The organism is Candidatus Rickettsia colombianensi, from assembly GCF_003664375.1.
Lineage (GTDB): Bacteria > Pseudomonadota > Alphaproteobacteria > Rickettsiales > Rickettsiaceae > Rickettsia > Rickettsia tamurae.
Map to the genome: position 1 here is coordinate 70,574 of NZ_RAQN01000007.1, position 24,594 is coordinate 95,167.

Sequence of the window (24,594 nt, forward strand, 5' to 3'; positions counted from 1 at the left end):
AATATACTCAGATAGAACTTGAAAAATTGGCAGCAATGTCTTTGTAAGTCCTCGGATGCTGAACGTGTTGTGTCGAAGTATACATATTAATAACAAGAATAAAAAAAATTAAAAACACCTAATCTTTATTGTTAAAAATTTCGAGTAATTTTATGGCTGTTATAAAAAATAAAAACTATCAAAAAGTTGTAGAAAAAGTTTTATCTTCTTCTAAAGCTAATAAAGTACTAAAGAGTGCAATTAAGGACTTATCGTCTTCAAAAAGTATAAGCTTAAGAACGATGTTACTCGGAGCAAGATTTGTTTTAACTAATCCTGTAAATACTTATAATCTTGTTAAGCTTGCTAACTCTTCTAAGATATATCTTGATCTGGAATTTCAAAAATCACTTCTTGAAAAATCTCCAATATGGGAATTTTTAAAAAAACATTCAGATGATTTGCCTAAAATAGGTCAAATCTTAGCAAATGCGGGCTTTAGAGAATTTCAAGATAAGAGTGCTTTAGATCAAAAGGGACTCGAAATACTAAAAGAATGTGTTAAAAATGAAAAAGTACTTAAAAAACTTCAAGAAATTGCAGTTGAAGTAAAGCAAGAGCTACCGGACTGGAATAAAGTGACTTCTAGAAGTTTTGATATGCTGGTTATCGATAAAAACTTCAAAAAATTCTTTAAGGAAAAGAGCGAAGATATTACGAATTATATACGTACCGGAGCAACTGAAATACTTCCAAGTGATTATATAAAAACTTTTGATGATATATTACAAAAACCTGAAAAGAAAAATTTATATTCATTAGTTATAAAAATATTTAATGAACATCCTGATTTTAAGCAAGAACTAGCTAAAAATATAAATAATACTCATTCTCTAAAAAGATTTAACAAACTATCTCCTGAAAAACAAATAATTATTGAAAATTTCTTAGCAGAAGCAAAAGAACAAGCTAAACCTTTCTTAAAAGAACATTTTGAAAGTTACAAAATCGATCTTAAAATTTTAGATATTATTCCTACTTTATTAAATAAAATTCCTGAGACAAAAGAAATTTTTGATACTCTTAATGTTCCAAATCAAGGTGTAATGATATCTCTTGAGAAATCCTTAGAAATGGTAGCGGGTGATGATAAATTAAAAAGTTTTTTTGCTAATAATAAAACAATCTTACCAAATATTGCTTTAGGTATTATTGAAAATACTCCTAGCGTACAAAGCATAACAAAAGAATATAATTTTGATAAACAAATGCTTAGTATAGTAGGCGAAGTTATGTCAAAGTCGGAAATTGCTCATGAGATTATTGCAGACTTAAATAAAGGCGATTATATGAGTTTAACCGGTAATATAATCTCTGCCCTTAATGATCCTTCATTTAAATTAAAAGATATATTAGTAGACCAAAGTAAAGAAGGTCTATTTGATAATTTAATTACAGGAGTTTTAGAACAAGATGAAAAAAATAGCCAAACTATAAAACAACAACTTATAAATTATGGTCTAGAAGCGAGTGATGTTACAAAGCTAACTAGCATAATGCCTATATTACTTGATAAACCTGAATCATTAAACAAGGTTTTTCGAGATTTTATTAAAGGCGATTATAGAGGAATGGCAAAAGAATTAATAGTTTTAACTAAAGAGAATCCTGAAATTAAAAAATATTTAAATAATAATAGAGAAATATTTGCAAGTATTTTAGATAAAACTTTAGTGGACATACCAGGTATAAATAACCTTGATAAGAAAGAATTATATAATGTACTTCCATCAATGTTAAACCATCCTGATGAATTAGTTAAAGTTATAGAAGAGGTTGAAAAAAGTAATTATCCTGAGGTTGTTATAGCTATATATCATCTAGCTCGAAAAACAAATTATTTTGAAGGGCAATTTCCGAATATTATAAAAGCAGGTTTTAGCTATGCTACTGAAAAAGTAAAAGACGTATTGAGTCCATCACAAGATTTTAAAGATAAAACTATAGATAAAACTATAGATAAAATTACTCTTAGAAATAATTTAAATAAAATACAAAATGGAAAATTCAGCTTAAAGGGAGCTATATTAGTAGGTAATTTATCTAATATCGACTTCTCAGGCGTATCATTAAAAAATGCAGATTTAACTAAAGTAACTTCTTTAAAAGATTGTAATTTTAAAAATACTAATTTAACAGGTGCTAAATTACCTGATAATTTAATGCTACTTACTGATACTTACAATCTTGATAAGGCTATCCCTCCTTTAGTACCTAAACTAATTAAAGAACAACAAGCAAAATTAATTGATAAGGCAATTGATAAAGTATTTTTACAAATACAAGCTGAAGGAAAAAGAAATTTACTTAGTAAAAAAGAATTTGTTCAACAGGTAAAAATATTATATGAAGAAAATCAAACGATTAAAGACTATATTATAGAAAAACTAAATTCACTACCTATGAATATGGTTACTAACCTAGCTACTCCTAAAACAAATCAATATAAACATATTACAAATCATGTAAATTCTCCATTACAAATATTAAACCCTTTATATGAAAATATTGCAAATAAACAAGATATTAAGAATAATTTATTAGCAAATATTTTAAGCGAGAAAATATCACAAAAACTTTTTGATAAAGGTGATAATAGAGGTGAAGATTTTTACATGATTAATCAGATGCTAAAACCTATCGTTTCTGAATATTCTAAAGAGAATCCCGATAATATAAATAATTTTTTAGAGCCGAAAAATCTAGAAAAGTTAGCAAGTAATATTGCCTATACTTTAAATTCTAAATCTAAATATACTTGGGCAGGCACTATTACCGGTGGAATTTATTTACCAAAAGAAATCTTCAATGAACAGTTAAAAGATAACTTTAAAAATGAGTTTGAAAATATTAATAAATTAAATATTTTAAAAGAAGCACAAAGTATCGTCTCAAATTTAAATAGTAAGATTAATATTGTAGGATCTAAGACAAATGCACTTTCCATTACTTCTATTTCTAATAATAAAAAGAAAGAAGAAATACATAGATAACGCATTAATATATGGCTAAAGCGAGATAAAAAAGATATAAAAACTGTCATACCGGGACTTGTTCCCGGTATCCAGAAAACCTTAAAAAGTTTTGGATCCCATGGTCAAGCCACGGGATGACAAATTAATAGCATACCATTTTTATTTAACCCTAGCTATAGTACGTAAAATTTCTTAATATTTTTTCAAACTCTTCTTGGTTAGAATATTCTAATGTGGTTTTATCTTGTATCTGATTTTTAAACCAAGTAACTTGTCTTTTAGCATACTGACGGGTTCGTATTTGAGCTGCATTTAAAGCCTCATCTAAAGTGAGATTGCCGTTTAAATAAGCTAAAATTTCTTTTATCCCTACTGCTTTTAAATTCGAATAATGTTGTGGGGTGAATTGTCTTTTTATTAAAGCAATTTCGTCAATTGTCCCTTCTTTAAATATCTTATCTAGACGCTCATCACATGTTTTATACAAAAATTTTCGCTCAGGATTTAAGAAGATAATTTTGAAATTAAAATCAGATAAGATATGTTCTTTTGGCAAGGTTTGAAAGGAAAAAATAGATTTACCGGTTTGCATGAATACTTCATAAGCTCTAATTAAACGTTGAGTATCATTTTGGTTTATTTTAGAAGCAGCAAGCGGGTCAAGCTTCCCTAATTTATTCCATAATTCTATATTGCCTATTTTACTATGCAATTCTCTAACTTCTTTGCGTAAATCCTCCATTATATCAGGAATATTATTATAGCCAAAAACTAGAGAATTGATATATAAGCCCGTTCCTCCTATTAATATGGGTAGTTTACCCCTGCCGGTTATTTCTTTTATTTTTTCTGTTGCAAATTTTAGATATTTTATTACCGAGAAATCTTCTGTAATTGATAGAACATTATATAAATGGTAAGTAACTTCAGTTTTATAGCTTTTCGGAGGGGAGGCGGTAATAATAGGAATTTCCTTATAAACCTGCATTGAGTCGATATTAATGATTTCGCCGTTATAAGCTTTAGCCAATTCATGCCCTAAATAAGACTTCCCGCTAGCAGTCGGCCCGCATAATATAATTATACTCAAATGATTTGAAGAATTGTTTCTGCAAAACTTCAGAGGACTCGCATGCTCACCTATTAAGTATAGGCTGTGCGTGCTCGCTCCTCGTTTTACATTCCAATTCTCCAAATCATTTGAGTATATTTCTTTCTTTGTCACTTGTTTAAACTATTTCATGTATTCGGTGTCATACCGTGGCTTGACCACGGTATCCAGTCTTTTTTAATTTTTTCTAGATACCGTGGTCAAGCCACGGTATGACAACAAAAAGTACTGGATTCCCGCTTTTAGCTAGGAATGACATTAATACCCTTAAACGATTTCATCAGTATTAATAGTATTTCCTAAAGTCTTAGTATTAGCATTACTATCTGCCGGTCCACTAAATGTTATTGTACCAAATTTGTTGTCATAACTAAAGTTGGACTAAGCCTGTGTCATTGTAGTCAAGAACTAAACTATTTAGACCGTTAGATGCTGCTACATCACTGTTAAGTTTAAAAATAAGAGGATCATTAGTAGGCTCAAGGTCTTTATTTTTTATTACCAATGGTGCCTTGTTGGTAATGTTAATATTTAATGTATTTGCACCTGTTGCCGTTATTGTAACTAATTTAGTATCAACAGATGATGTATCGATTAGGTCTGTTGTATATGAAATTTTAAACATATTATTTTTCCTTTATATTAATTTAATGTAAGAAAAATATATAAAACAATAATTTTTTAATAATTAATTTAATAATAATAGCCCGTATTTTTCAAGATATTTATTAATTATAGTTATTATTTTTTCTAAACCATCCTTATTAGCTGATTCAGCCCTTGCAACTATAATAGATTCGGTATTAGAGCTACGCAAGAGCCACCAACCATGCTCAGTATTTACCCGTACACCGTCAATATCGTTAAATTCTATTTTATCATCAAGTAACTTTTGTTTTATTTCTTCTATAATTTTTAGTTTTAACTCTGAAGAAACAAATATTTTAATTTCCGGTGTACTATAGCTTTTGGGTAACTCGTCTATTATCTCATCTAGAGTTTTATCCGATTTGCTAAGTAAATCTAAAAATCTAAGAACTGCATAAATTGCATCATCAAAGCCAAAATATTTATCGGCAAAGAATATATGCCCGCTCATTTCACCGGCGAGTAAAGCCTTTGTCTCAAGCATTTTGCTTTTAATAAAAGGATGACCTGTTCGCCATATTATAGGATTTCCGCCGAATAATTTTATTTTATCAACGATGAACCGGCTGGCTTTTATATCGACTATTATATTGGCATTTGGGTTTTCCTTTAAAATATCCTCAGCAAATATACATAAAATTTGATCACCGAATAATATCTTCCCGCTTGAGCTGATAATACCGATTCTATCACCGTCACCGTCAAAAGCTATACCAAGGTCACAATTTTGTTTTTTAACTAATTTAATTAGCTCTTGTAAATTAGCAGGGTTAGTAGGGTCGGGGTGATGGCTTGAAAAATTCCCGTCAATCTTACTATTTATGATTATATTCTTGTTAGCTAAATGTTTTTTTAGTTCTTCAATAATATTGCCGGTTGCTCCGTTACCGCAATCCCAAGCTACTTTTAATTTTGGATTAATATTTATTCCATCTAAAATACGTTTTAGGTATTTAGATTGGATGTCGTAAGGAGTTATTGTCATCCCGCGGCTTGACCGCGGGATCCAGTTAATATCACTATGGATACCGTGGTCAAGCCACGGTATGACATTAATCTTTGCTAGTAAATCCTGGATTTGAGGACCGAAAAAAGATTTGCCGTTTTGCAACATTTTAAAACCGTTATCGTCACGAGGGTTATGTGATCCCGTGACCATAATACTACCGGCAGGCATAAAGTGTTTATCGGCAAAATATAAAACCGGCGTTGGAACTACGCCAATATTTATGATTTTAGCTCCTGCATCAGTTAATCCTAGTTCTAAAGCTTTACAAAGGGTAGGGGAGCTAAGCCGACCGTCTAAACCTATACAGATTTTATCGTTATCTTTCATTATAGTCATCTCGGCGAAACAAAAGCCGATTTTATAAGCTACTTCTTCCGTTAAATCCTTAAGGCTATTACCTCGTATGTCATAAGCCCTAAAAATTTCTTTGTTAATTTGCATAAAAAACTGTTTTGAAGTTATTACATGGTTCGGAAAACGTATTCGATGTCATGCCGTGGCTTGATCACGCCATAAAAACAATTTATAGTAGTCAATTCTACTGGATCCCGTGGTCAAGCCACGGCATGACATCGAAAAGGACTGGATTCCCGCTTTTAGCCAGGGATGACATCGGAATCTAGAAGCTAAAGCTTTCTCCCAAATACACTTCCTGAACTTTCTTGCTACTTGCTATTTCCTTAGCACTTCCTTCTAATAATACTTTACCTTCAAAAATAACATAAGCACGGTCGACTATATCTAGAGTATCACGTACGTTATGGTCGGTAATTAATATGCCTATATTAAATTCACGTAAATAAGTAATTAGATTTTTGATATCGGAAATAGCAAGCGGGTCAATACCGGCAAGCGGTTCATCAAGCATGATAAATTTAGGCTCTATTGCAAGTGAACGTGCAATCTCAAGCCTACGCCTTTCACCGCCTGATAAGCTAGCAGCGGATAAATCTTTTAAATGAACTATCGAAAATTTCTCTAGCAAATTATGGGTTTTTTGTTCAATTACTTCTTTATCATTTTCAGATATCTCAACTACAGCTTTAATATTATCCTCAACTGATAATCCCCGAAATATCGAAGGTTCTTGAAGAAGATAACCGATTCTAAGCCTTGCTCGTAAATAAATAGGCAAGTTGGTAATATTTATATCATTTAAAAGTAATTGCCCCGAGTCCGGTTTCATTAAACCGATAATAATGTTAAAGCAAGTTGTTTTACCGGCTCCGTTCGGACCGAATAAACCAACTATCTCTCCTTGTTTTATATTCAGAGATATATCCGTTAATATATTCCTTTTTTTGTAGGATTTTGATATATTTTTAACTTGTAAACTGTCCATCTTTTTTATTTGTGATTAATTTTCAACGTCATTGCAAGAAAATTACGTAAGTAACTGACGAAGCAATCCAGTTTAAAAATGCTAATCTTTAGCATTTTTTTTAATTATTTTCTGGATTGCAACACTCCTTGCAGTCGCTCACAATGACGTACCAACGATAAATAGCTCTATTTCTTAATAATATCTACATAGTAGATTAGTTTATTAGTTTTTAAAACATTATCGTCACGCTGTAATATTACATTACCAAGTAGAATAAGTTGTTTATTATCGAAAAAATATTTAGCACTATCTGCAAGTAATAATTCATTATTTATTTTTCTTTCTACAGTCAATTTAGTAGGGACAACTATATGATCAATAGTTTGCTTTTCATCTATTGTTTTATAAAAAATATATAATTCTTTCGTTCTAAGTATCGCATTATCGAAGTAAACAACAACATTTCCAAGATATTCTGCCTTTTGTTTGGTTCTATCAATAATTAAAGTATCAGATGTTATATGTAAATTTGAAATATTTTTATCATTAGCATATATTACGGTACTAATTATAAGAAGTAAAACAAGTTTAATAATAGACATCTTTCTAAACTTCGTTTCTAGAGGTAATTTAGACGTTGAACCGGTACTCGCATCCTCACATATGTCTATATACGCTGCGGTGCTGCGTTCCGTGTCTCCTTTAAATTCCTCTCTATAAGCTGGTCTAGAAAGATGTCTAATCCGATAAATCGATGATTGTAGAGACATTGCTTTTAAAAATTATAATATTATTTTCATCCTTCGTATTAAAACTATCTGAAGTAATTGAAGAGTTTTTGTAAAGTAACTTAGCAGGGGAATGACCGGTTATATTCTTATTTACTAAATCAATCCTTGCATTGTTAGTGTTAAATATGATCTCATCAAAAAAAAGTTTTACATCGTTTTTTAAATCTAATATGTTTGATTCTTCATCTAAAAAGCCTTCTTTTGCATTGATAATAAGAGTTTGGTCTTGATTTACGTTATAAATAGCATTTATTATATCTAATTTATATTTGTTATCTGACTCTTTTATAGCTCGCTCAGTTTTAATCTTATACGCATTTAAATTTTTATTTACTCCCTCAAAAATTGAATTTTTCAATATAATATTATATTTTAAGTCAAAATTTTTAGTATTTTGTAAACTTTTTTTTGTAACGTTAATATCGTTTTCTTCATTAATATAACCACTTTTAATTAATATATATCCTATATACAAAATGCCAACTATTATTAAAAGATATACAGATTTCCAAATTTTTTTTCGCCGTTTATAAGAAGAGGGCATAGATTTTAGCTAACTCCTATGCGTAGTAAATCATGAATATGGATAATGCCTATAATAACATTATCATCAACAATCGGTATATTAGTGATATTCTTGGCTTTCATTAAATTTAAAGCCTCTTTTGCAAATATTTCCGATGAGATATGAATAGGGTTTTTGGTCATAATGCTTGATGCTGTTTTTAAGTGGATTTGATCGTTAATATGACGACGTAAATCCCCATCGGTTATAATTCCCACCAAATTTTGGTTTTTATCTGTTACAAGTGTACAACCTAAACGTTTTTTATTCATAACAATTATAGTTTCGGCAAAGGAAGTATCTTCATATACTAAAGGTATTTCATCACCGCTACACATTAGGTTTTTAACTTTTGTTAAATTAGCACCGATTGTACCTCCCGGATGATAAATTTTAAAATCATCTTTAGTAAAGCCTCGTTTTTCATGTATAACAGTCATTAAAGCATCACCGAGTGATAACATTATTAAAGATGATATAGTAGGAGCTCCAATTACAGAAGCTTCCGGGCATTCAGGTACTATTAATAAAAAATCGCTTCTTTTAGCTAAAGTGGAATTTTTATTCATTGTCATTGCAGCAATTTTTATGGAAGAGTTCTTGCAATATTCAATTATATTAAATAGCTCTTTAGTTTCACCGGAATTAGATAGCATAATTACTAGATCATTTCTCGTCACCATACCTAAATCGCCGTGACTTGCTTCTGCCGGATGTAAATAAAAAGCAGGCATACCGGTTGAGGAAAAGCTAGCTGCTATTTTTTTTGCAATATAACCGCTTTTACCTATACCCGTTAAAATTACCCGTCCTTTGAAAGATAGTAAAAATTCTATAATTCTGTTAAAATCTTCAGGGATATTTTCGGATAATTTTTCTAAAGCACTTGCTTCACTAGAAATAACCCTCTTTGCGATGATGCGGTAATTATTTGTGTTGGTCATTTATTTACTCATTGTCATACCGTGGCTTGTCCACGGTATGACAAGATCAATTAAAATACTTACGTTCTGTAATTACTTCAGACGTTTCAGTATTATTATCTTCATTCCAAGTTCGTTTTTTACTAGAATCACGTCGCTGCTCAGGTCCTGAATTTTCCTTAACATTATTTTTTGGTTTTGGATTATTTGAAGATTTATCCTTATCGGTATTTTTAATAGTTAATTTTGCTTTGCCTTTATTATCAAAACCTATTAGCTTAACTTTTACTATATCGCCTTGTTTTAAAACACTACTAACCGTTTCTATTCTTTCTTCTGAAATTTCACTAATATGAACAAAGCCGTCTTTATTACCTAAATAATTAATAAAAGCACCAGAATCTAAGACTTTCATTACCGTACCGTTAAATATTTCACCGATTTCAGGTTCAACGGCAATAGCTTTAATTTTATCTAAGGCAACTTTTAGCTTATCTCTATCTGAAGCATAAACAGAAACGCTGCCGTCATCGCTTATATCTATTTTAGCACCGCTAGTTTCACAAATTTCCTTTATTACTTTACCGCCCGGTCCTATAATATCTCTAATTTTATCCTTATCTATTTTTATAGTAGTAGTAGAAGGAGCATTTTTACTTAGTTCGCTATTTGGTTTATTGATAACTTTATTCATTTGCTCCAGTATATGCAAACGACCGAGTCGTGCTTGCTCTAAAGCTACTTTCATTATTTTAAAATCTACTCCGGATATTTTGATATCCATTTGTAATGCAGTAATCCCTTCACTAGTTCCTGCAACCTTAAAGTCCATATCACCGAAATAATCTTCATCACCGAGAATATCCGATAATACGGCAAATTTTTTGCCTTCCTTAATAAGTCCCATAGCAATACCCGCAACCGGTGCTTTTATCGGTACGCCGGCATACATTAAAGCAAGAGAACTACCGCAAACAGTTGCCATTGAAGAAGAACCGTTAGACTCCGTAGTTTCGGCAACTACTCTAATAGAATAAGGAAATTGTTTATTAGGTAATATTGGATTAATAGCACGCCATGCGAGTTTACCGTGTCCGACTTCACGACGACTAAGTGCTTTCATCGGCATTGCTTCATTTACAGAGTAGGGCGGAAAGATATAATTAAGCATAAAACGCTCTTTATACTCACCCTCTAAACTGTCAACCATCTGCTCATCTAAACTAGTACCGAATGTAGTGCTAACTAAGCTTTGTGTTTCGCCTCTAGTAAATAAAGCTGAACCGTGTGCGGAAGGTAGTAAACCTATTTCACAAGCAATTTGTCTTATATCCGTGGTACTTCTTCCATCGATACGTCTATTTTTTTCTAAAATCTCGTTACGTAATATATCTGATTCAATAGATTTTAAAGCCGATTCGATTTGATAATTACTATATTTTTTATTTTCTATGTCGCTTACAAAATGTGTAAGAACTTTTTCAGGTATTAAATCTAAATTAGTGCTACGTTCTTGTTTAGATTTAATCGCAAAAGCTTGTTCAATTTCTTTTACAAATAACTTTTCAATGTCTTTCTTTAATGAGGCGGGATATAAATCTTGCATTTCAAGCTTTGGTTTTTTAGCTTCTTCTGCTAGTTCTTTAATTATCTTTATTACCGGCTGGAAGTTTTCAAATCCAAATTTTACGGCTTCTAACATTTGTTTTTCAGAGAGTAAATGAGCTTCCGATTCAACCATCATTACTGAATCTGATGTTCCTGCAACTACTAAATCAAGTTGACTTGTTTTTAATAATCCAAGTGCCGGATTTAAAACAAATTCACCGTTGATTAAACCGACTTTACTTGCAGCAACTATTTCTAGATAAGGAGCAGGGGATAGGCTAAGTGCAGCCGATGCGCCGATAATTGCAAGTATATCTACCGGAGTTTCAGGATCATATGAAAGAACACTGCAAGTTACATGCGTTTCATTCACAAAAGCCGGATGAAATAACGGTCTAATCGGTCTATCTATTAAACGAGATACTAAAACTTCTCTATCTGATGCTTTTCCTTCACGTTTAAAAAATCCTCCGGGGATTTTACCGGCAGCATACGCCATTTCTCTATAATTAATCGTTAAAGGAAAAAAGCCGATACCTTCTTTTGCTTTTTTAGCTACTACTGCTGTACATAATAAAACAGAATTACCCATTTTTACCGTAACTGCTCCGTCAGCTTGCCTTGCTATTTTACCTGTACTAAGCTCAAGAACTTTCCCGTTCCATGTAACACTCTTAGTTATTTCGTTAAACATCTATTTATCTCATTTCATAATTTATATTTTATTCAAGGTTGTCATACCGTGGCTTGACCACGGTATGACACTAGGTCAAGTTGCGGTATGATATTTGTACTACTTAATCTTTCTAATTCCTAGCTTACTTATTAAATCTAAATATTCACTAACATTATTCTTTTTAATATAGTTAAGTAATCTGCGGCGACGTCCGACTAAAATTAATAATCCGCGTCTTGAAGTATGATCTTTATGGTTAGATTTAAAATGCTCGGTTAAATTATTGATTCTTGCAGTTAAGATAGCACATTGCACCGCACTTGAACCTGTATCATTTTCCGTTATAGCATATTCTTTAATTAACTGTTGTTTACGTTCTGTAGTAATCGACATCGATAATTTCTCCTTAAATATATAGACTTCTAGTTTTAAAAGAAGTCTTGTGTTAAATTAAATACTCGTAAAGAATTAAAGCAACTCTTGTTTAAGCTACCTATTGCAAGCAAAACACCTTTATAGCGAACCCATAAAAGATTAACGTCTTTTTCATAATTAAATAAACATTTCTGTCCGTATTTAATTTGCTGTGCTTGGCTGTCAGTTGCATCAAGAACCAGGATGTCGTCCAGTATTGCTTCTATCTTTATGCTTTTTTCCTCTAGGGAATTTTTGGTAATTTCGTCAGGCGATTTAATTCGGATAGCATTTTCTTCTTTAAATATTCCAACCTGAGTACGGCGTAATTCTATCACAAATCCTAAACTTTGCAAGGACAATGCCAAATCTTCTGCTAAAGTCCTTATATAAGTACCTTTTGAGCATTCCGTATAGTATATAGCGGTAGCATTTTTCTCATCAAAATTTAAACATTTTAGATCATAAATAGTTATATTTCGTGGCTTTAATTCTACTTCTTTCCCCTCTCTCACCAATTTATAAGCTCTTATGCCGTTAACTTTAAGAGCTGAAAAAGCCGGCGGTATTTGTGTTACGTTACCGATAAATTTAGAACATACGGCATAAGCCTCTTCTTGAGAAGGGATACAATCTTTCGTTGCTATTACTTTACCGGCATAATCGCCGCTATCTGTTTGTGTTCCAAATTTTACGGTAAAAATATAGGCTTTTCTAGCATCAATTAGTAGCTGTATTAGTTTTGTAGCTTCACCTACGGCAAGTGGTAATACTCCTTCCGCTTCTACGTCTAGAGTACCTGCATGCCCTATCTTAACTTTACCGAGTATTTTTTTTACTATACTAACAAGTTTAGCAGAACTTATGCCTCTTGGCTTATAAATATTAAACCAATAATTACTCATTTTAATTTGATTTTAACTTGACTTAAATTTAGAAAATCTTTAATATATAACTCTAGCCAATTACAAGTATTGTTGTATAGATCAGGAAAAGCTCTAGATGTCATTCCCGCGTAGGTGGGGATCTAGGGTAAAGTGAGATAAATAAAGCTTTTCAAAAAAGCTTTAAAGTACTGAATTCCCGCTTTCGCGGGAATGACATACAGTTCATACAACAAAGCTCCAATTACATGATAGGTTAGACCAAATAATGACGATTAACCCCAATAATATAGAAAATTCTTCCTCTAAAATCAATACCTGTCTTTCTAAACTTACCGATTATATCTGGCCTATAAAACGCCACGAAGTTTCTAAATTTTTATTCATCACCTTATTAATGTTCTGTATTTTATTTATCCAAAATCTAATCAGAGCTTTAAAAGATAGTATTGTTACTACTATGATAGGCGCCGAGACTATCTCGTTTTTGAAGTTTTGGGGAGTGATGCCGTCAGCTTTCTTAATGACTGCTATCTATGTAAAGCTTGTTAATAGGATGAAAGCAGAAAATATATTTTATCTTATTATATCAATTTTTTTAACATTCTTTGCTTTATTTGCCTACGTTATTTTTCCAAATCATGAAATGCTGCATTTAAGCCCTGTAAACGTTCAAAATTTAACGGCAAGTTTACCTAATTTAAAATGGTTTATACTGCTTTTATCAAAATGGAGTTTTTCACTATTTTATATAATAGCTGAATTATGGCCAAACGTAGTTTTTGCATTACTTTTTTGGCAGTTTGTTAATAATATTACTACAGTGGAAGAATCTAAAAGATTTTATCCGTTATTCGGTTTACTTAGTCAAACAGGTATTTATTTAGCAGGGCAGTTTTTAGAAAATCTAAGTAATGTTAATGATTACGTAACTAATAAATTTGCATTGCAATCATCTTTTCATACACTTTCTATACAAATTATACTAACTATAGTATTAATTTTAGGTATAATAGCTATTAAAACTTTTTGGCTGCTTAATCATAAAGTACTAGACAAAGAGCATATGGCGTTACTCAGGTTTAAAGCAAAGAAAAAATCTATGACTATTGCAGAAAGTTTTCAAATGATTCTATCGTCAAGACATATTAGATTAATTGCAACTTTGCTTATCTGCTATGGCATTGCCATTAATTTAGTAGAAGGTCCTTGGAAAGCAGCAGCTACTAAAATTTATAAAACTCCAACCGAATATGCAGCTTTTATAGGAAGTTATTTGAGCTATACCGGAGTATTTACTATTTTATTTGTCGTACTTGGTTCAAATATAGTTAGAAGACTTGGCTGGTTTACGGCAGTTGTTATCACACCTTTAATAGTTTTTATTACCGGTATATTATTTTTTGCCGTTAATAATTTTGAAGGATTTGCCGGCTTAATAATAGCAAATTTTATCCTAACCGATCCTGCTTTAATTGCTATAACAATAGGTGCTATTCAAAATGTGCTTAGTAAATCAAGCAAATATACCTTATTTGATTCAACAAAAGAAATGGCCTATGTTCCTTTAGATCCGGAAATAAAAATAAAAGGCAAAGCTGCTGCCGACGTGATAGGTACAAAACTCGGTAAATCCGGTAGTGCATTTTTACAATCATTGGTATTTATAATATTACCTTCCGCTAGTTATCAATCTATTTCCATCTGTTTAATGATTATATTTATAATTACTTGCTTAACTTGGCTTTGGGCAACTAAAGAACTCAATAAAGAATATGAAAATTCTATTAAATTTTCTCAATAATAATATCAGTTTTTTCTTGATATTACTAAAATCTCTATATAATATCTTTGACAGTATAACACAAACTGTGAAAAAGATGTAGTACTTGCATGGGTAGGTTTTTGGTGTCATCCCGTGGATTGACCACGGGATCCAGAAAACAGTTTAAAATACTAATAATTCCAGTATTTTAAGATGGACCCCGTGGTCAAGTCACGGGGTGACAGCGGAAAATCTGTGCTAATTAATTTTTGGTTAAATTAGAGGTTTTATGAGTAAAGATAATACTGGATATGAATCCGATATAGATGAAAAAAAACAAGAACAAGCTGCTCCCGCTCAACCTACACTAGATGCAGCTGACGATGGTTTTATCGTTACTTCTGCATCTTCTGCTCAATCTACCCCTTCAATTAGTGCTTTGTTGGACAATATCTCTCCTGACGGTCAGACATCAGACCCAATAACCAAGGCTGTAAGAGAAACAATTATACAACCGCAAAAAGATAATTTAATAGAACAAATATTAAAAGACCTGGCAGCCCTTGCAGACCGTGATTTAGCTGAACAAAAAAGAAAAGAAATAGAAGAAGAAAAAGATAAAACATTAAATGCTTTTTTCGGTAATCCGGATAATAGAAAATTTATTGATAAGGCTTTAGAAAATCCTGAGCTTAAAAAGAAATTAGAATCAATAGAAATAGCCGGCTATAAAAATGTTCATAATACATTTAGTGTCGCTAGTGGATACCCTGGTGGATTTAAGCCGGTACAGTGGAAAAATCAAGTAAGTGCAAGCGATCTTAGAGCAACAGTAGTTAAAAATGATGCAGGTGATGAACTCTGTACCTTAAATGAAACGACTGTTAAAACTAAGCCTTTTACTGTAGCTAAACAAGACGGTACTCAGGTTCAGATCAGCTCATATAGAGAAATAGATTTTCCTATAAAACTTGATAAAGCCGATGGGTCAATGCATTTATCGATGGTAGCATTAAAAGCTGATGGCACAAAGCCCTCCAAAGATAAAGCCGTATATTTCACTGCCCACTACGAAGAAGGACCAAACGGTAAACCTCAACTTAAAGAAATAAGCTCACCGAAACCTTTAAAATTTGCTGGAACCGGAGATGACGCAATAGCTTATATAGAGCATGGTGGAGAAATTTATACACTTGCGGTAACACGCGGTAAATATAAAGAAATGATGAAAGAGGTAGAACTAAACCAAGGGCAGAGCGTTGACTTATCACAAGCCGAAGATCTTATAATAGGACAAGGACAAAGTAAGGCACTAGAAACAAACGAACCTACAATAAATCCAAATCAAGGATTACAGTCATCTATTGAAACGCCTACGCCTACTCAAACTACACAGATGTCACAGTCGCAACAAGTGAATCCAAACCTCCTTAATGCAGCTACAGCTTTATCAGGCAGCATGCAAGATTTATTAAATTATGTAAATGCAGGTTTAACAAAAGAAACTGACGGCAATAAACAAATTGATTTAATTAAAGAAGCAGCCACGGCAATTCTTAATAATGAGAAAAGTGATATTGCTGAAAAGCAGGCTAATATCATTGCTTTAACTGAAAATACAGTCAATAATAACGACCTCACACCGGACGCAAAAGTAGCTGGAGTAAATGCGGTATTAGAAACCATAAAAAATGATCAGAATACCCCAGACCTAGAAAAATCAAAAATGCTTGAAGCTACAGTAGCTATCGCTTTAAATTCAGAGAATCTTGAACCGAAGCAAAAACAGCAGATGTTAGAAAAGGCAGTAGATGTCGGTTTAAGTCTTAAAGATGATGCAAGTAGAGCTGCGGCAATTGACGGTATTACGGATGCTGTAATAAAAAGTAACCTTTCTACTGAAGATAAAGGGACAATGCTTATAGCAGTAGGTGATAAGGTTAATGCCTCTGAATTAAGCAATGCGGAAAAACAAAAATTATTAGGTTCTGTATTAAAGAAAGGTGTAGAAGCCCAAGTTCTCAGCTTGGAACAACAACAATTGATGCAACAGAATTTAGATAAGATTACGGCGGAACAAACTAAAAAAGATACAATAAAAAAAGTAAATGATATTTTATTTGATCCTCTAAGTAATACTGAATTAAAAACAACAAACATACAAGCCATTACATCTAATGTTTTAGATAGTCCGGCTAAAGTAGAGGTAAAAAGTGAAATAATTGAAGGAATTACTAACACAGTTGCAGGAAGCTCGCTTGAAGCTAAAGACAAAGCAGAGATTGTTAAAGGGGTAGGCGAGACTATAGCTACTCAGAGTGATACCTCTTTATCCTTACCGGATAAAGCACTTATTATGGCATCAGCGGAAAAAGGTATTGCAGAAAGTAAGACTAATTTACCTGATAGAGAGCTAATGACTAAAGGATTAGTAGACGGTATTTATGAAGGCAAAGGAGGTCCTGAAATAACTAAGGCAGTTTCTAGCGGGATCGATAATAGTAATATTAATGACTCTGAGAAAGAAGCACTTAAAAAAGTTAAAGATGCAGCGAGTGAGGCAGCTTTAGATAGAGAAACTCAAAATTTAACTGAAGGGTTAAAAGGACAGAATATAGAAGAACTCAAGCCTCGCGATGATATATATAACAAAGCCCAAGATGTAGCTAATTCATTAAAAAATGTTATTACCCCTGTTGTAGATGCTCATCCTGAAAAACGTGAAGTCTCAAAAGAAGAAGTTGTGAAAAAAACTTCAAATATATTAAATGATATCTCTAAGCTTGCAGTTGAGAAAGTCAATAATTTTCGTGCTATGCTTTCTCCAGATGGTAATCTTAAAACTCTCGAAGAAAAAAGAGCTAAATCAACAAAAAAAGTAGATGAGCTGGTAAAGGAATTTGGTACTAAATCTTCTACTGAAGAACAGCAAAGTTTCATTAAAGCTAATTTAATTGATGATAAAACTTTATCTAAAGAGGTACGTTTACAAACTATAGATAAGTTATTACAAGAACAAGCACAAAAACGAGCAGACGCAGTTGAAAACCGTAGTGTTAAAACGGAAGATGTAAGGGGAGTATCAGGACAGTCTGAATTAAAACCTATAAGTAAAGATGAGCCGGATATTGAAAAAGCTAAAATGGTAGTAGAAAGAGATAGAGTTAATATCAAAGATAATATAAAAATTATTGGAGCATTAATGAATGCAAGAGATAGCATTCCGTCGGAAAATTTAAATAAATCAATACCTATTAAAAGAGAGTCTTCTCCTCCACAACGCTGATCAAGATTTGTATTCTGTATATTATAAAGGCAAGCGATGTCATTCCCGCAAAAGCGGGAATCTAGTAAAACATATAAAAAATAAGTTTTTTATATGTTTACTTTATTAAATATGTAACTTTTGTATCAATATCAGGATGGCAGCTTGCTTTTATGCATTAGTTTTTAGTTTTTCTTTTCCAGCTAAACATTTTACTAAATTATTAACGGCTTGTTGTTCTTCCGTGCTATTAATTTTCATAAAATTTCTTGAAACTTCAATGCACATACGTTGATGTTGAGTATGTACGGGCTGCGGTTTATTAGCTTCTTCTAAACCTTCAAAGAAATAATCAATATTCCTATCTAAAGCTTCTGCGATTAGTACTAGCCTTCCTACAGAAATTCTATTAATTGCTTTTTCGTATTTTTGTAATTGTTGATGAGTAACATCAATTACTTCAGCAAGTTGTTGACGAGACAGCCCCTTAGCGAGTCTTAAAGAATAAATTTTCTTGCCGATAAAACTATCGATTTTTTGTATAATATCGTTTTTTCTACCCATTATCTTCTCCTTGGTTACTAATTATATCTATATTTAAAAATTTTCTTTGAACAAAAATGATATTATCCTATATTATTATAAAATATGTGGCATTAATAATTTAATACCATTAAACTTATACAACTATAAGTAGAAATGCCATAATTAATATTATAAGCAACTATAAAATAATATTTTATAAGTTTTTTGTAATCATTTGGTAAATAATTATTAAAGAATCGTGCAAAATTATTTCTTATCAAATAAAAATATCATAAGAACTTTAAAATTATTTTAAAGATAAAATATGAATATCGTATGTTTTAAAAACTTATTTACTGAAGCATAAATTACAATTTATAAAAAAATAAAATTTTAGTGTATTATAGAAAAATATAAAATTAATACAAGGAGAAATTTCATTTCTATATTAATATTTCAAATCAAGGATAAAGTATAGTTTCATTTTAATTATAAATTAATTATTTACAGCGAACTTAGTTTAAGATTAAATATAAAATTAATAATAACAACTTAGCTTTTATAATGAGAAAAATTTTTAATTGTCTTTACGTAGCCTTATTTAGAACAATAGAAGATGATGGCGTTGAACATTCGGGATATATGTCATTCATGATACTTTTATCTATTTTCCCCTTCCTAGTATTCTTATTAGCTTTAACAAGCTTTTTAGGAGCTTCAGAACTTGGTCAAAATTTTATACAAATTTTTCTAGAGAGTCTTCCAGAGCAAGCAACGGAATCAATAGAAAAGAGAATACGAGAATTACTAAGTGCTCCTCCTCAAAGTTTAATGAATCTTGCCATAGTAGGCAGTATTTGGACTGCTTCTTCTTTTGTAGAATGTTTAAGGACTATTTTAAATCGTGTATATCAAATAAAATCGCCCCCCCCTTATATAAGAAGAAGATTACTTAGTATTATACAGTTTCTTATAATTAGTGCCTTGATTACCTTTACTATGTTTCTTTTAGTGGTGATTCCAATATTATTTACAAAAATTCCGATAATATTAGAGACCATTGAAAAATATAAGATCATTCTAAATTTTATAAGATATTCTTTAATTTTAATTTTATTATTTTTAGGTGCCTCGTCTTTGTATTATATATTACCTAATGTAAAACTAAATTTTATTGATGTATTTCCAGGGGCTTTATTAACTGTGATATTATGGATAATAAGCGGCTATTTGCTTTCAACTTATATAGTCTACTATAACCAATTAAATCTAATGTATGGTTCCCTTGGTAGTATAATAGTTACATTAATATTCTTCTATATTATAAATATGATATTTATCTATGGTGCGGAATTTAATTATCTAATGAAAAATTATGAAAATATAGAGTGAAGTGCGGCTTAAAGCACTTCATAAGTATTTAATTTTACAAAAATAAAATACTTAATTGAAACAATTTCGGCAGTTTTATATTTAAATCTTTATTTTAGTTGTAAAAAAAAACAATTATTTTTTAGTTTTTAGGTTTTGTGAATAAAATACAAATTATTTAAAAAACTCCGGTTTAAATAACATAAAGCTATCCTGAGATGATGTAGGTAATGGAGTTAAATTATATTGCGGATCGAAAGCGTTCCCATAAATTTTTTCTATTTTTTGGAGCGAATTTGGAGATTTTAAAGCCAATAATATTGATTTTAAAATAGTAAAAATTGCTATATACGGATCGGTTTCGGGGGAAGATAAGCGATGTTCTAAACGTTTTGGAAAAGAATTTGGAATTCTTACGGCTACGCTTCTATTATTTCCACCGTACGATATATGTGTAGGAGCCATAAATTTTTTATTTATCCGTGAATAATCTAGAGTAGTCGGCATAAAAGCGAGTAGGGTGTCTAACATATAGTGACATAGCCCTTGTGCTGCTAAAATTATATAATAATCATTGAAATCGGAATTAAAATTAATATGAAAATGCATACTATTACCATAATCATCCAAAAACGGCTTAGGAGAAAAATCTATATAACCGTTTAACTGCTGTGCCATTTTTTTTAAAATAGTTTTAACCTCTAATATATTTTTTATATATTGTATTAAGTTTACAGAAGGAGGAAGATCTATTTCAAATTGGTTATTGCCTTTTTCTTTTTTTATTTTAGAAATTTTAAATCTAGCTAAGTATTGTCTTGAAAGTATTTCAAATTTAGCTATATCAATATTGTGGCTTAAATAAAACTCTATTTCTACGCCGATAATAGGGATTAGGTTATAGTCTTGATGAAATTGTGCTATTATTTTTTCCAGCTGTTTATTTTTTTGTAAACGACCGGATAAAGTATTAATAAAACTATTATAATTAATATGGGGTATTTTCATGGAAGGATTAATAAACGGATCAGTTTATTATAAAATTTTTGATAAAACATTCAATAATTCTAGTCATAGATATATAAAAAAAAATAACTCTATAAATGAAACAGAAATAGTTGAAAACAAAAAATCTATTACTACTTATTTTAAAGCACAAGATATTTTAATTTTAAACCAAGTACATGGCAATCAAATTGTTAATGCTGATGAGTTCATAATTGCCGTACCTGAGGCAGATGGAAGCATTACAACTAAGAAAAATTTAGTATTAGCGGTACAATCGGCAGATTGTGTACCGGTATTACTTGCAAGCGGCGACGGTAAAATCATCGGAGCAGCACATGCAGGTTGGAAAGGAAGTATAAATAATATTATTAGTAATATAGTTACTAAAATGACAGAAAAAGGAGCAAAGAATTTAATAGCAGTGATAGGTCCTGCTATAGCTCAAAGTTCATATGAAGTTGATGATGAATATTATAAAGCTTTCTTAAGTAAGGATATTAACAATAAACCGTTTTTTATAAACTCTATAAAAGAAAATCATTATATGTTTGATTTACCGGCTTTTGTAGAGTTAAAACTTAAAGAAGCAGGTGTTAAAGATATAAAAAATATTGCTGAAGATACTTACACAAATCCGTTAAAATATCCAAGTAAAAGACGCTTATATCATTTGCAAGAACCTTATAATCAGAATATATTATCAGCTATCGTAATTAAATAATGGCATTGCTAAATAAATATTGATGGTTTGAAAAAGCTACGTCATTGCAAGGAGGCGTTGTTGCATGGATCGCAAAACGCACTGAGTGTCATACCGTGGCTTGACCACAGGATCCAGAAAAATAACTTAAAATACTAATAATCTTAGTATTTTAAACTGGATCCCGCGATCAAGTCGCGGGATGACACTGGAAAAACTGATACACGCAACAATGCTCGTTCGCAATAACGATATCTATCTTTATTTAGCAATGCAAAAATAACTCTTCATTTATCCGGAGTATATTAATGAATCAAGAGAAACATTACTATCAAATAGTTTATGCACCAAACGATAGCAGAATATATAGACATTGTTGATGATAATATTCGTACTATTGTTGATAAAATGCTTCAGACTTTACATATAGAAAGGGCAGTGGGCTTGGGTGCTAATATGGTAGGAATATTAAAGCGTGTAGCGGTAGTTGACCTACATGAAAATAATAAATCATCGCCTATAGTTTTTATTAATCCAGAAATAACTTATTTTCCGGAAGAAAAACAAACTTTTATTGAGGGTTCTTTATCGTTTCCAGGCATTGAAGCATCTATTACACGATCAAAAGCAATCAAGGTAAAGTATCTTGATTATAACGGTAATAAGCAAGAATTAGCAGCAGAAGGCTTTTTAGCAACTGTAATTCAGCATGAAATAGATTATTTAAACGGCAAAACTTTCTTAGATTATTTATCAAACTTAAGCGTGATACACTACTTAAAAAGATGCTAAAGCATATAAAACTCCATCCTCCACATATTCACGGTAGCGGTTGTAGGCATTAATTAATGCTTAAAATTTATTTTTTATTAATAAATATGGAGGAAATATTTTATGTATCAACAACAACCGAATATATCTAATCAATATCCGGAAGAATGCTATATATCACAAGAAAAAGGAATACTTAGAACACCTCGCAATTTATACAATAATTCATTAGAAAATATACCATTTGCAAAATGGATGAGATCTAAAGAAGGAGTAACATCAACAGTAATATATTTATATTTACAGACAATTAAAGATTTACAAAAGGCTTTAGTATTCGAAATTGCCGACGACGCAACACTTCTAGCATATCTTTGTTATAACGGTTTTAGTGACAAACTAAATATAGATAAAATAAAGTTATTTATAGCTGTAGGAAAAAACTTAGGTAGCGAAATATGTACGTGATATATGGAAGGACAAAATGATGAAACTTTTGACCTTGCTGAATTTTTACAAAATAATCCAAAATATTCTCAAAATCTTTTAAATAAAGCCGAGCGATTTGCTAATATATGTAAATCTAATGCAACAAATACTTCTAATGATACTGTATTATATAAGGATACAGTTTTAGAAACTTTTCGTCCATTTCTTAGAGCGTATTTGCTTGACATTTTTAAAATTCATTTAACATTACAAGATAAAATAGAGTGTTATGGACATAGAGGAACTATAAAGTATATAGGAAAAAGCGTTATTGAAAAAGTATCTGATTTTGGCAAGAAAATTCATGAATTTATTGACACCGGTAACAATAAAAACGTTAGTACTAATGTCAATACTAGTGGAGCTACCACTGCCGTAACAACTACTACTACAACTTATTCAAATAATCATAAACCTTATAAAACTACTGAAATCAGGAATGAATATAATAAATGTTACGGTGAAATACGTGAAGAAACAATAAAAACACATATAAAATTTAGATTAAATAAACATTATCCAATAACAATTATAGAATATAGATCTCTTTCTCTTCCTGATAAAATAATCCCTGGCTGGTCTTTTGATTTTAAGTTTGTTCTTAGCGGTCCTAACGGCGATAAGATGGAGGCAAAAGATAACGCTTATCTAGGAATTAATTATAATCTTGAAGGTAAAATATGTAAATTAACTGTACCAAATCCTCCCGTAGTTTCTCAAAACCCTCTTTGGCCTGCTTTAGTCATGTATCATGGTCAGATTTATACATTACCTGTAAATAGTGGACACTATAACTACTTAGTACAAAAAGTATATGAACATAGCGGAATGGTAACAATAGGGCATGAAGATCCTCCTTATTCTTTAGAATTAATAGGTTGATATTTTTAGTTTTCTGATATGGGAGTATGGCTAAACTACAAGAAGGAGACGAGAAGCAAAAATCACATTTTCACAAGTCGTAGCCAAGCTTCCCAGTCACGTTTGCCTAAATCTTTTTCAAACGATAATAAGTCTTTTACCGTCTGCTTACATATTTCTACGGAAGGGATTATAAGCTCTTGTTCTTTTGTGAAATTTAGCAAACATTGCGTTTTACAAGCTTGTTCTAAATGGTAAGTATAAAACATAGCTTCATGGATAGTTTTGCCGCAGGTAATAGCACCGTGATTACGAAGTAACATCACGTAATTTTGCTTAAGGTCATTAACAAGTCTAGTGCTTTGCTTGTCAGCATCTAGCACTAGAGAATTATAATCATGATATGATATTCTATCGTAAAAATGTAATGCCCATTGACTGATCGGTAAAAGCCCACATTTTAAAGTAGAAACGGCAATAGCTGCGGGAGTATGATAATGAAAAATGGCAGAAATATCAGAGCGTGCTTTGTAAATACTACCATGAATAAAGTAACCGGTTTTATTATATTGATATTCTTCCTCTTCTAAAATTTTTCCGTCTAAACTAACTTTTAAAAGATTCTCTGTAGTTACTTCTTCAAACCTTAGTCCAAAAGGATAAATATAGTAAAAATCGGCATTTTTAGGTCTTGCGGATAGATGCGTATAAGTATGATCATCCAGCGATAAATACGCCATTATTCGGTAAGCGGCAGCTAAATTATATTTTATATCCATTATTGTTAAAATCTATATTGGTTTTATGTTATGCTCGCGTAGACCGGTTTTTTATTGTCTGTCATCCCGTGACTTGATTGCGGGATCCAAAAA

The 24,594-nt window shown here is 31.2% G+C and carries 20 protein-coding genes and 4 pseudogenes; 9 read left to right on the plus strand and 15 right to left on the minus strand.

Going from position 1 to position 24,594, the window contains the following annotated elements:
* Nucleotides 1-152: 152 nt before the first annotated feature.
* Nucleotides 153-3,032 (plus strand): pentapeptide repeat-containing protein, encoded by a 2,880-nt coding sequence (locus tag D6968_RS01945; RefSeq protein WP_121543034.1) that lies wholly within the window; start codon nt 153-155, stop codon nt 3,030-3,032.
* Nucleotides 3,033-3,183: 151 nt separating this feature from the next.
* On the opposite strand, the gene miaA is transcribed toward D6968_RS01945, so the two are convergent.
* The 4 genes and pseudogenes from miaA to D6968_RS06610 all read right to left on the minus strand — a co-directional run.
* Nucleotides 3,184-4,239, minus strand: coding sequence for a tRNA (adenosine(37)-N6)-dimethylallyltransferase MiaA (gene miaA / locus D6968_RS01950; protein WP_121543036.1), 1,056 nt, complete (start codon nt 4,237-4,239; stop codon nt 3,184-3,186).
* Between the two features lie 256 nt (nt 4,240-4,495).
* Nucleotides 4,496-4,750, minus strand: a complete 255-nt coding sequence (locus D6968_RS01960; RefSeq protein WP_245969067.1) for a hypothetical protein — start codon at nt 4,748-4,750, stop codon at nt 4,496-4,498.
* Nucleotides 4,751-4,813: 63 nt separating this feature from the next.
* Nucleotides 4,814-5,740, minus strand: a pseudogene (locus tag D6968_RS01965) (phosphomannomutase/phosphoglucomutase); the annotation flags it as partial.
* A gap of 87 nt (nt 5,741-5,827) precedes the next feature.
* A pseudogene (locus D6968_RS06610) lies at nt 5,828-6,223 on the minus strand (phosphomannomutase/phosphoglucomutase); the annotation flags it as partial.
* Nucleotides 6,224-6,234: 11 nt separating this feature from the next.
* Between D6968_RS06610 and D6968_RS05095 the strand changes: the two are divergent.
* Nucleotides 6,235-6,405: a hypothetical protein gene (locus D6968_RS05095; RefSeq protein ID WP_177717168.1), complete on the plus strand. Its 171-nt coding sequence runs from the start codon at nt 6,235-6,237 to the stop codon at nt 6,403-6,405.
* On the opposite strand, the gene lptB is transcribed toward D6968_RS05095, so the two are convergent.
* The 7 genes from lptB to truB form a co-directional block, all read right to left on the minus strand.
* A complete protein-coding gene (lptB, locus tag D6968_RS01970; RefSeq protein ID WP_121543040.1) occupies nt 6,402-7,124 on the minus strand; it encodes an LPS export ABC transporter ATP-binding protein in 723 nt (240 codons plus the stop codon). The genes D6968_RS05095 and lptB overlap by 4 nt on opposite strands.
* 167 nt (nt 7,125-7,291) lie before the next feature.
* Nucleotides 7,292-7,708 carry an LptA/OstA family protein gene (locus D6968_RS01975; RefSeq protein WP_410519440.1) on the minus strand — a complete coding sequence of 139 codons (417 nt, stop codon included), beginning with the start codon at nt 7,706-7,708 and terminating at the stop codon, nt 7,292-7,294.
* A 136-nt stretch (nt 7,709-7,844) separates the two neighbouring features.
* Complete coding sequence (gene lptC / locus D6968_RS01980; RefSeq protein WP_121543044.1) at nt 7,845-8,441, minus strand: LPS export ABC transporter periplasmic protein LptC; 597 nt, start codon at nt 8,439-8,441, stop codon at nt 7,845-7,847.
* Between the two features lie 5 nt (nt 8,442-8,446).
* A complete protein-coding gene (locus D6968_RS01985) occupies nt 8,447-9,406 on the minus strand; it encodes a KpsF/GutQ family sugar-phosphate isomerase (protein WP_121543046.1) in 960 nt (319 codons plus the stop codon).
* Nucleotides 9,407-9,452: 46 nt separating this feature from the next.
* Nucleotides 9,453-11,687 (minus strand): polyribonucleotide nucleotidyltransferase, encoded by a 2,235-nt coding sequence (gene pnp / locus D6968_RS01990; protein WP_121543048.1) that lies wholly within the window; start codon nt 11,685-11,687, stop codon nt 9,453-9,455.
* A 99-nt stretch (nt 11,688-11,786) separates the two neighbouring features.
* A complete protein-coding gene (gene rpsO / locus D6968_RS01995; RefSeq protein WP_121543050.1) occupies nt 11,787-12,062 on the minus strand; it encodes a 30S ribosomal protein S15 in 276 nt (91 codons plus the stop codon).
* A 35-nt stretch (nt 12,063-12,097) separates the two neighbouring features.
* Nucleotides 12,098-12,988 (minus strand): tRNA pseudouridine(55) synthase TruB, encoded by an 891-nt coding sequence (truB, locus tag D6968_RS02000; protein ID WP_121543052.1) that lies wholly within the window; start codon nt 12,986-12,988, stop codon nt 12,098-12,100.
* A gap of 247 nt (nt 12,989-13,235) precedes the next feature.
* Between truB and tlc4 the strand changes: the two genes are divergently transcribed.
* Nucleotides 13,236-14,771, plus strand: a complete 1,536-nt coding sequence (tlc4, locus tag D6968_RS02005) for an NTP/NDP exchange transporter Tlc4 (RefSeq protein ID WP_121543054.1) — start codon at nt 13,236-13,238, stop codon at nt 14,769-14,771.
* Between the two features lie 250 nt (nt 14,772-15,021).
* Nucleotides 15,022-18,018 carry a Sca4 family spreading effector gene (locus D6968_RS02015; protein ID WP_121543058.1) on the plus strand — a complete coding sequence of 999 codons (2,997 nt, stop codon included), beginning with the start codon at nt 15,022-15,024 and terminating at the stop codon, nt 18,016-18,018.
* A 150-nt stretch (nt 18,019-18,168) separates the two neighbouring features.
* Here the strand turns inward: D6968_RS02015 and D6968_RS02020 are convergent, their stop codons facing one another.
* Nucleotides 18,169-18,561 (minus strand): helix-turn-helix domain-containing protein, encoded by a 393-nt coding sequence (locus tag D6968_RS02020; RefSeq protein ID WP_011271056.1) that lies wholly within the window; start codon nt 18,559-18,561, stop codon nt 18,169-18,171.
* Nucleotides 18,562-19,086: 525 nt separating this feature from the next.
* Between D6968_RS02020 and D6968_RS02025 the strand changes: the two genes are divergently transcribed.
* Complete coding sequence (locus D6968_RS02025; protein ID WP_014014351.1) at nt 19,087-19,914, plus strand: YihY/virulence factor BrkB family protein; 828 nt, start codon at nt 19,087-19,089, stop codon at nt 19,912-19,914.
* A gap of 153 nt (nt 19,915-20,067) precedes the next feature.
* Here D6968_RS02025 and D6968_RS02030 read toward each other — a convergent pair whose 3' ends face one another.
* Nucleotides 20,068-20,901 (minus strand): type I glutamate--ammonia ligase, encoded by an 834-nt coding sequence (locus D6968_RS02030; RefSeq protein ID WP_121543060.1) that lies wholly within the window; start codon nt 20,899-20,901, stop codon nt 20,068-20,070.
* Between D6968_RS02030 and pgeF the strand changes: the two genes are divergently transcribed.
* A complete protein-coding gene (gene pgeF / locus D6968_RS02035) occupies nt 20,900-21,622 on the plus strand; it encodes a peptidoglycan editing factor PgeF (protein ID WP_121543062.1) in 723 nt (240 codons plus the stop codon). The two genes, D6968_RS02030 and pgeF, sit on opposite strands and share 2 nt — an antisense overlap.
* Nucleotides 21,623-21,672: 50 nt before the next feature.
* On the opposite strand, the pseudogene D6968_RS06615 reads toward pgeF, so the two are convergent.
* Nucleotides 21,673-21,856 (minus strand): annotated as a pseudogene (locus tag D6968_RS06615) (hypothetical protein); the annotation flags it as partial.
* Between the two features lie 53 nt (nt 21,857-21,909).
* Between D6968_RS06615 and def the strand changes: the two are divergent.
* The 3 genes and pseudogenes from def (at nt 21,910) to D6968_RS02055 (ending at nt 23,743) form a co-directional block, all read left to right on the plus strand.
* Nucleotides 21,910-22,446 (plus strand): annotated as a pseudogene (def, locus tag D6968_RS02045) (peptide deformylase).
* 49 nt (nt 22,447-22,495) lie between these two features.
* Nucleotides 22,496-22,840 (plus strand): hypothetical protein, encoded by a 345-nt coding sequence (locus tag D6968_RS02050; RefSeq protein WP_121543064.1) that lies wholly within the window; start codon nt 22,496-22,498, stop codon nt 22,838-22,840.
* A 3-nt stretch (nt 22,841-22,843) separates the two neighbouring features.
* The gene (locus D6968_RS02055; protein WP_121543066.1) at nt 22,844-23,743 is read left to right on the plus strand and encodes a Sca4 family protein; all 900 of its coding nucleotides are present in this window, start codon (nt 22,844-22,846) and stop codon (nt 23,741-23,743) included.
* 62 nt (nt 23,744-23,805) lie between these two features.
* Here D6968_RS02055 and D6968_RS02060 read toward each other — a convergent pair whose 3' ends face one another.
* Nucleotides 23,806-24,501: a class II aldolase/adducin family protein gene (locus tag D6968_RS02060; RefSeq protein ID WP_121543068.1), complete on the minus strand. Its 696-nt coding sequence runs from the start codon at nt 24,499-24,501 to the stop codon at nt 23,806-23,808.
* Between the last annotated feature and the right edge of the window lie 93 nt (nt 24,502-24,594).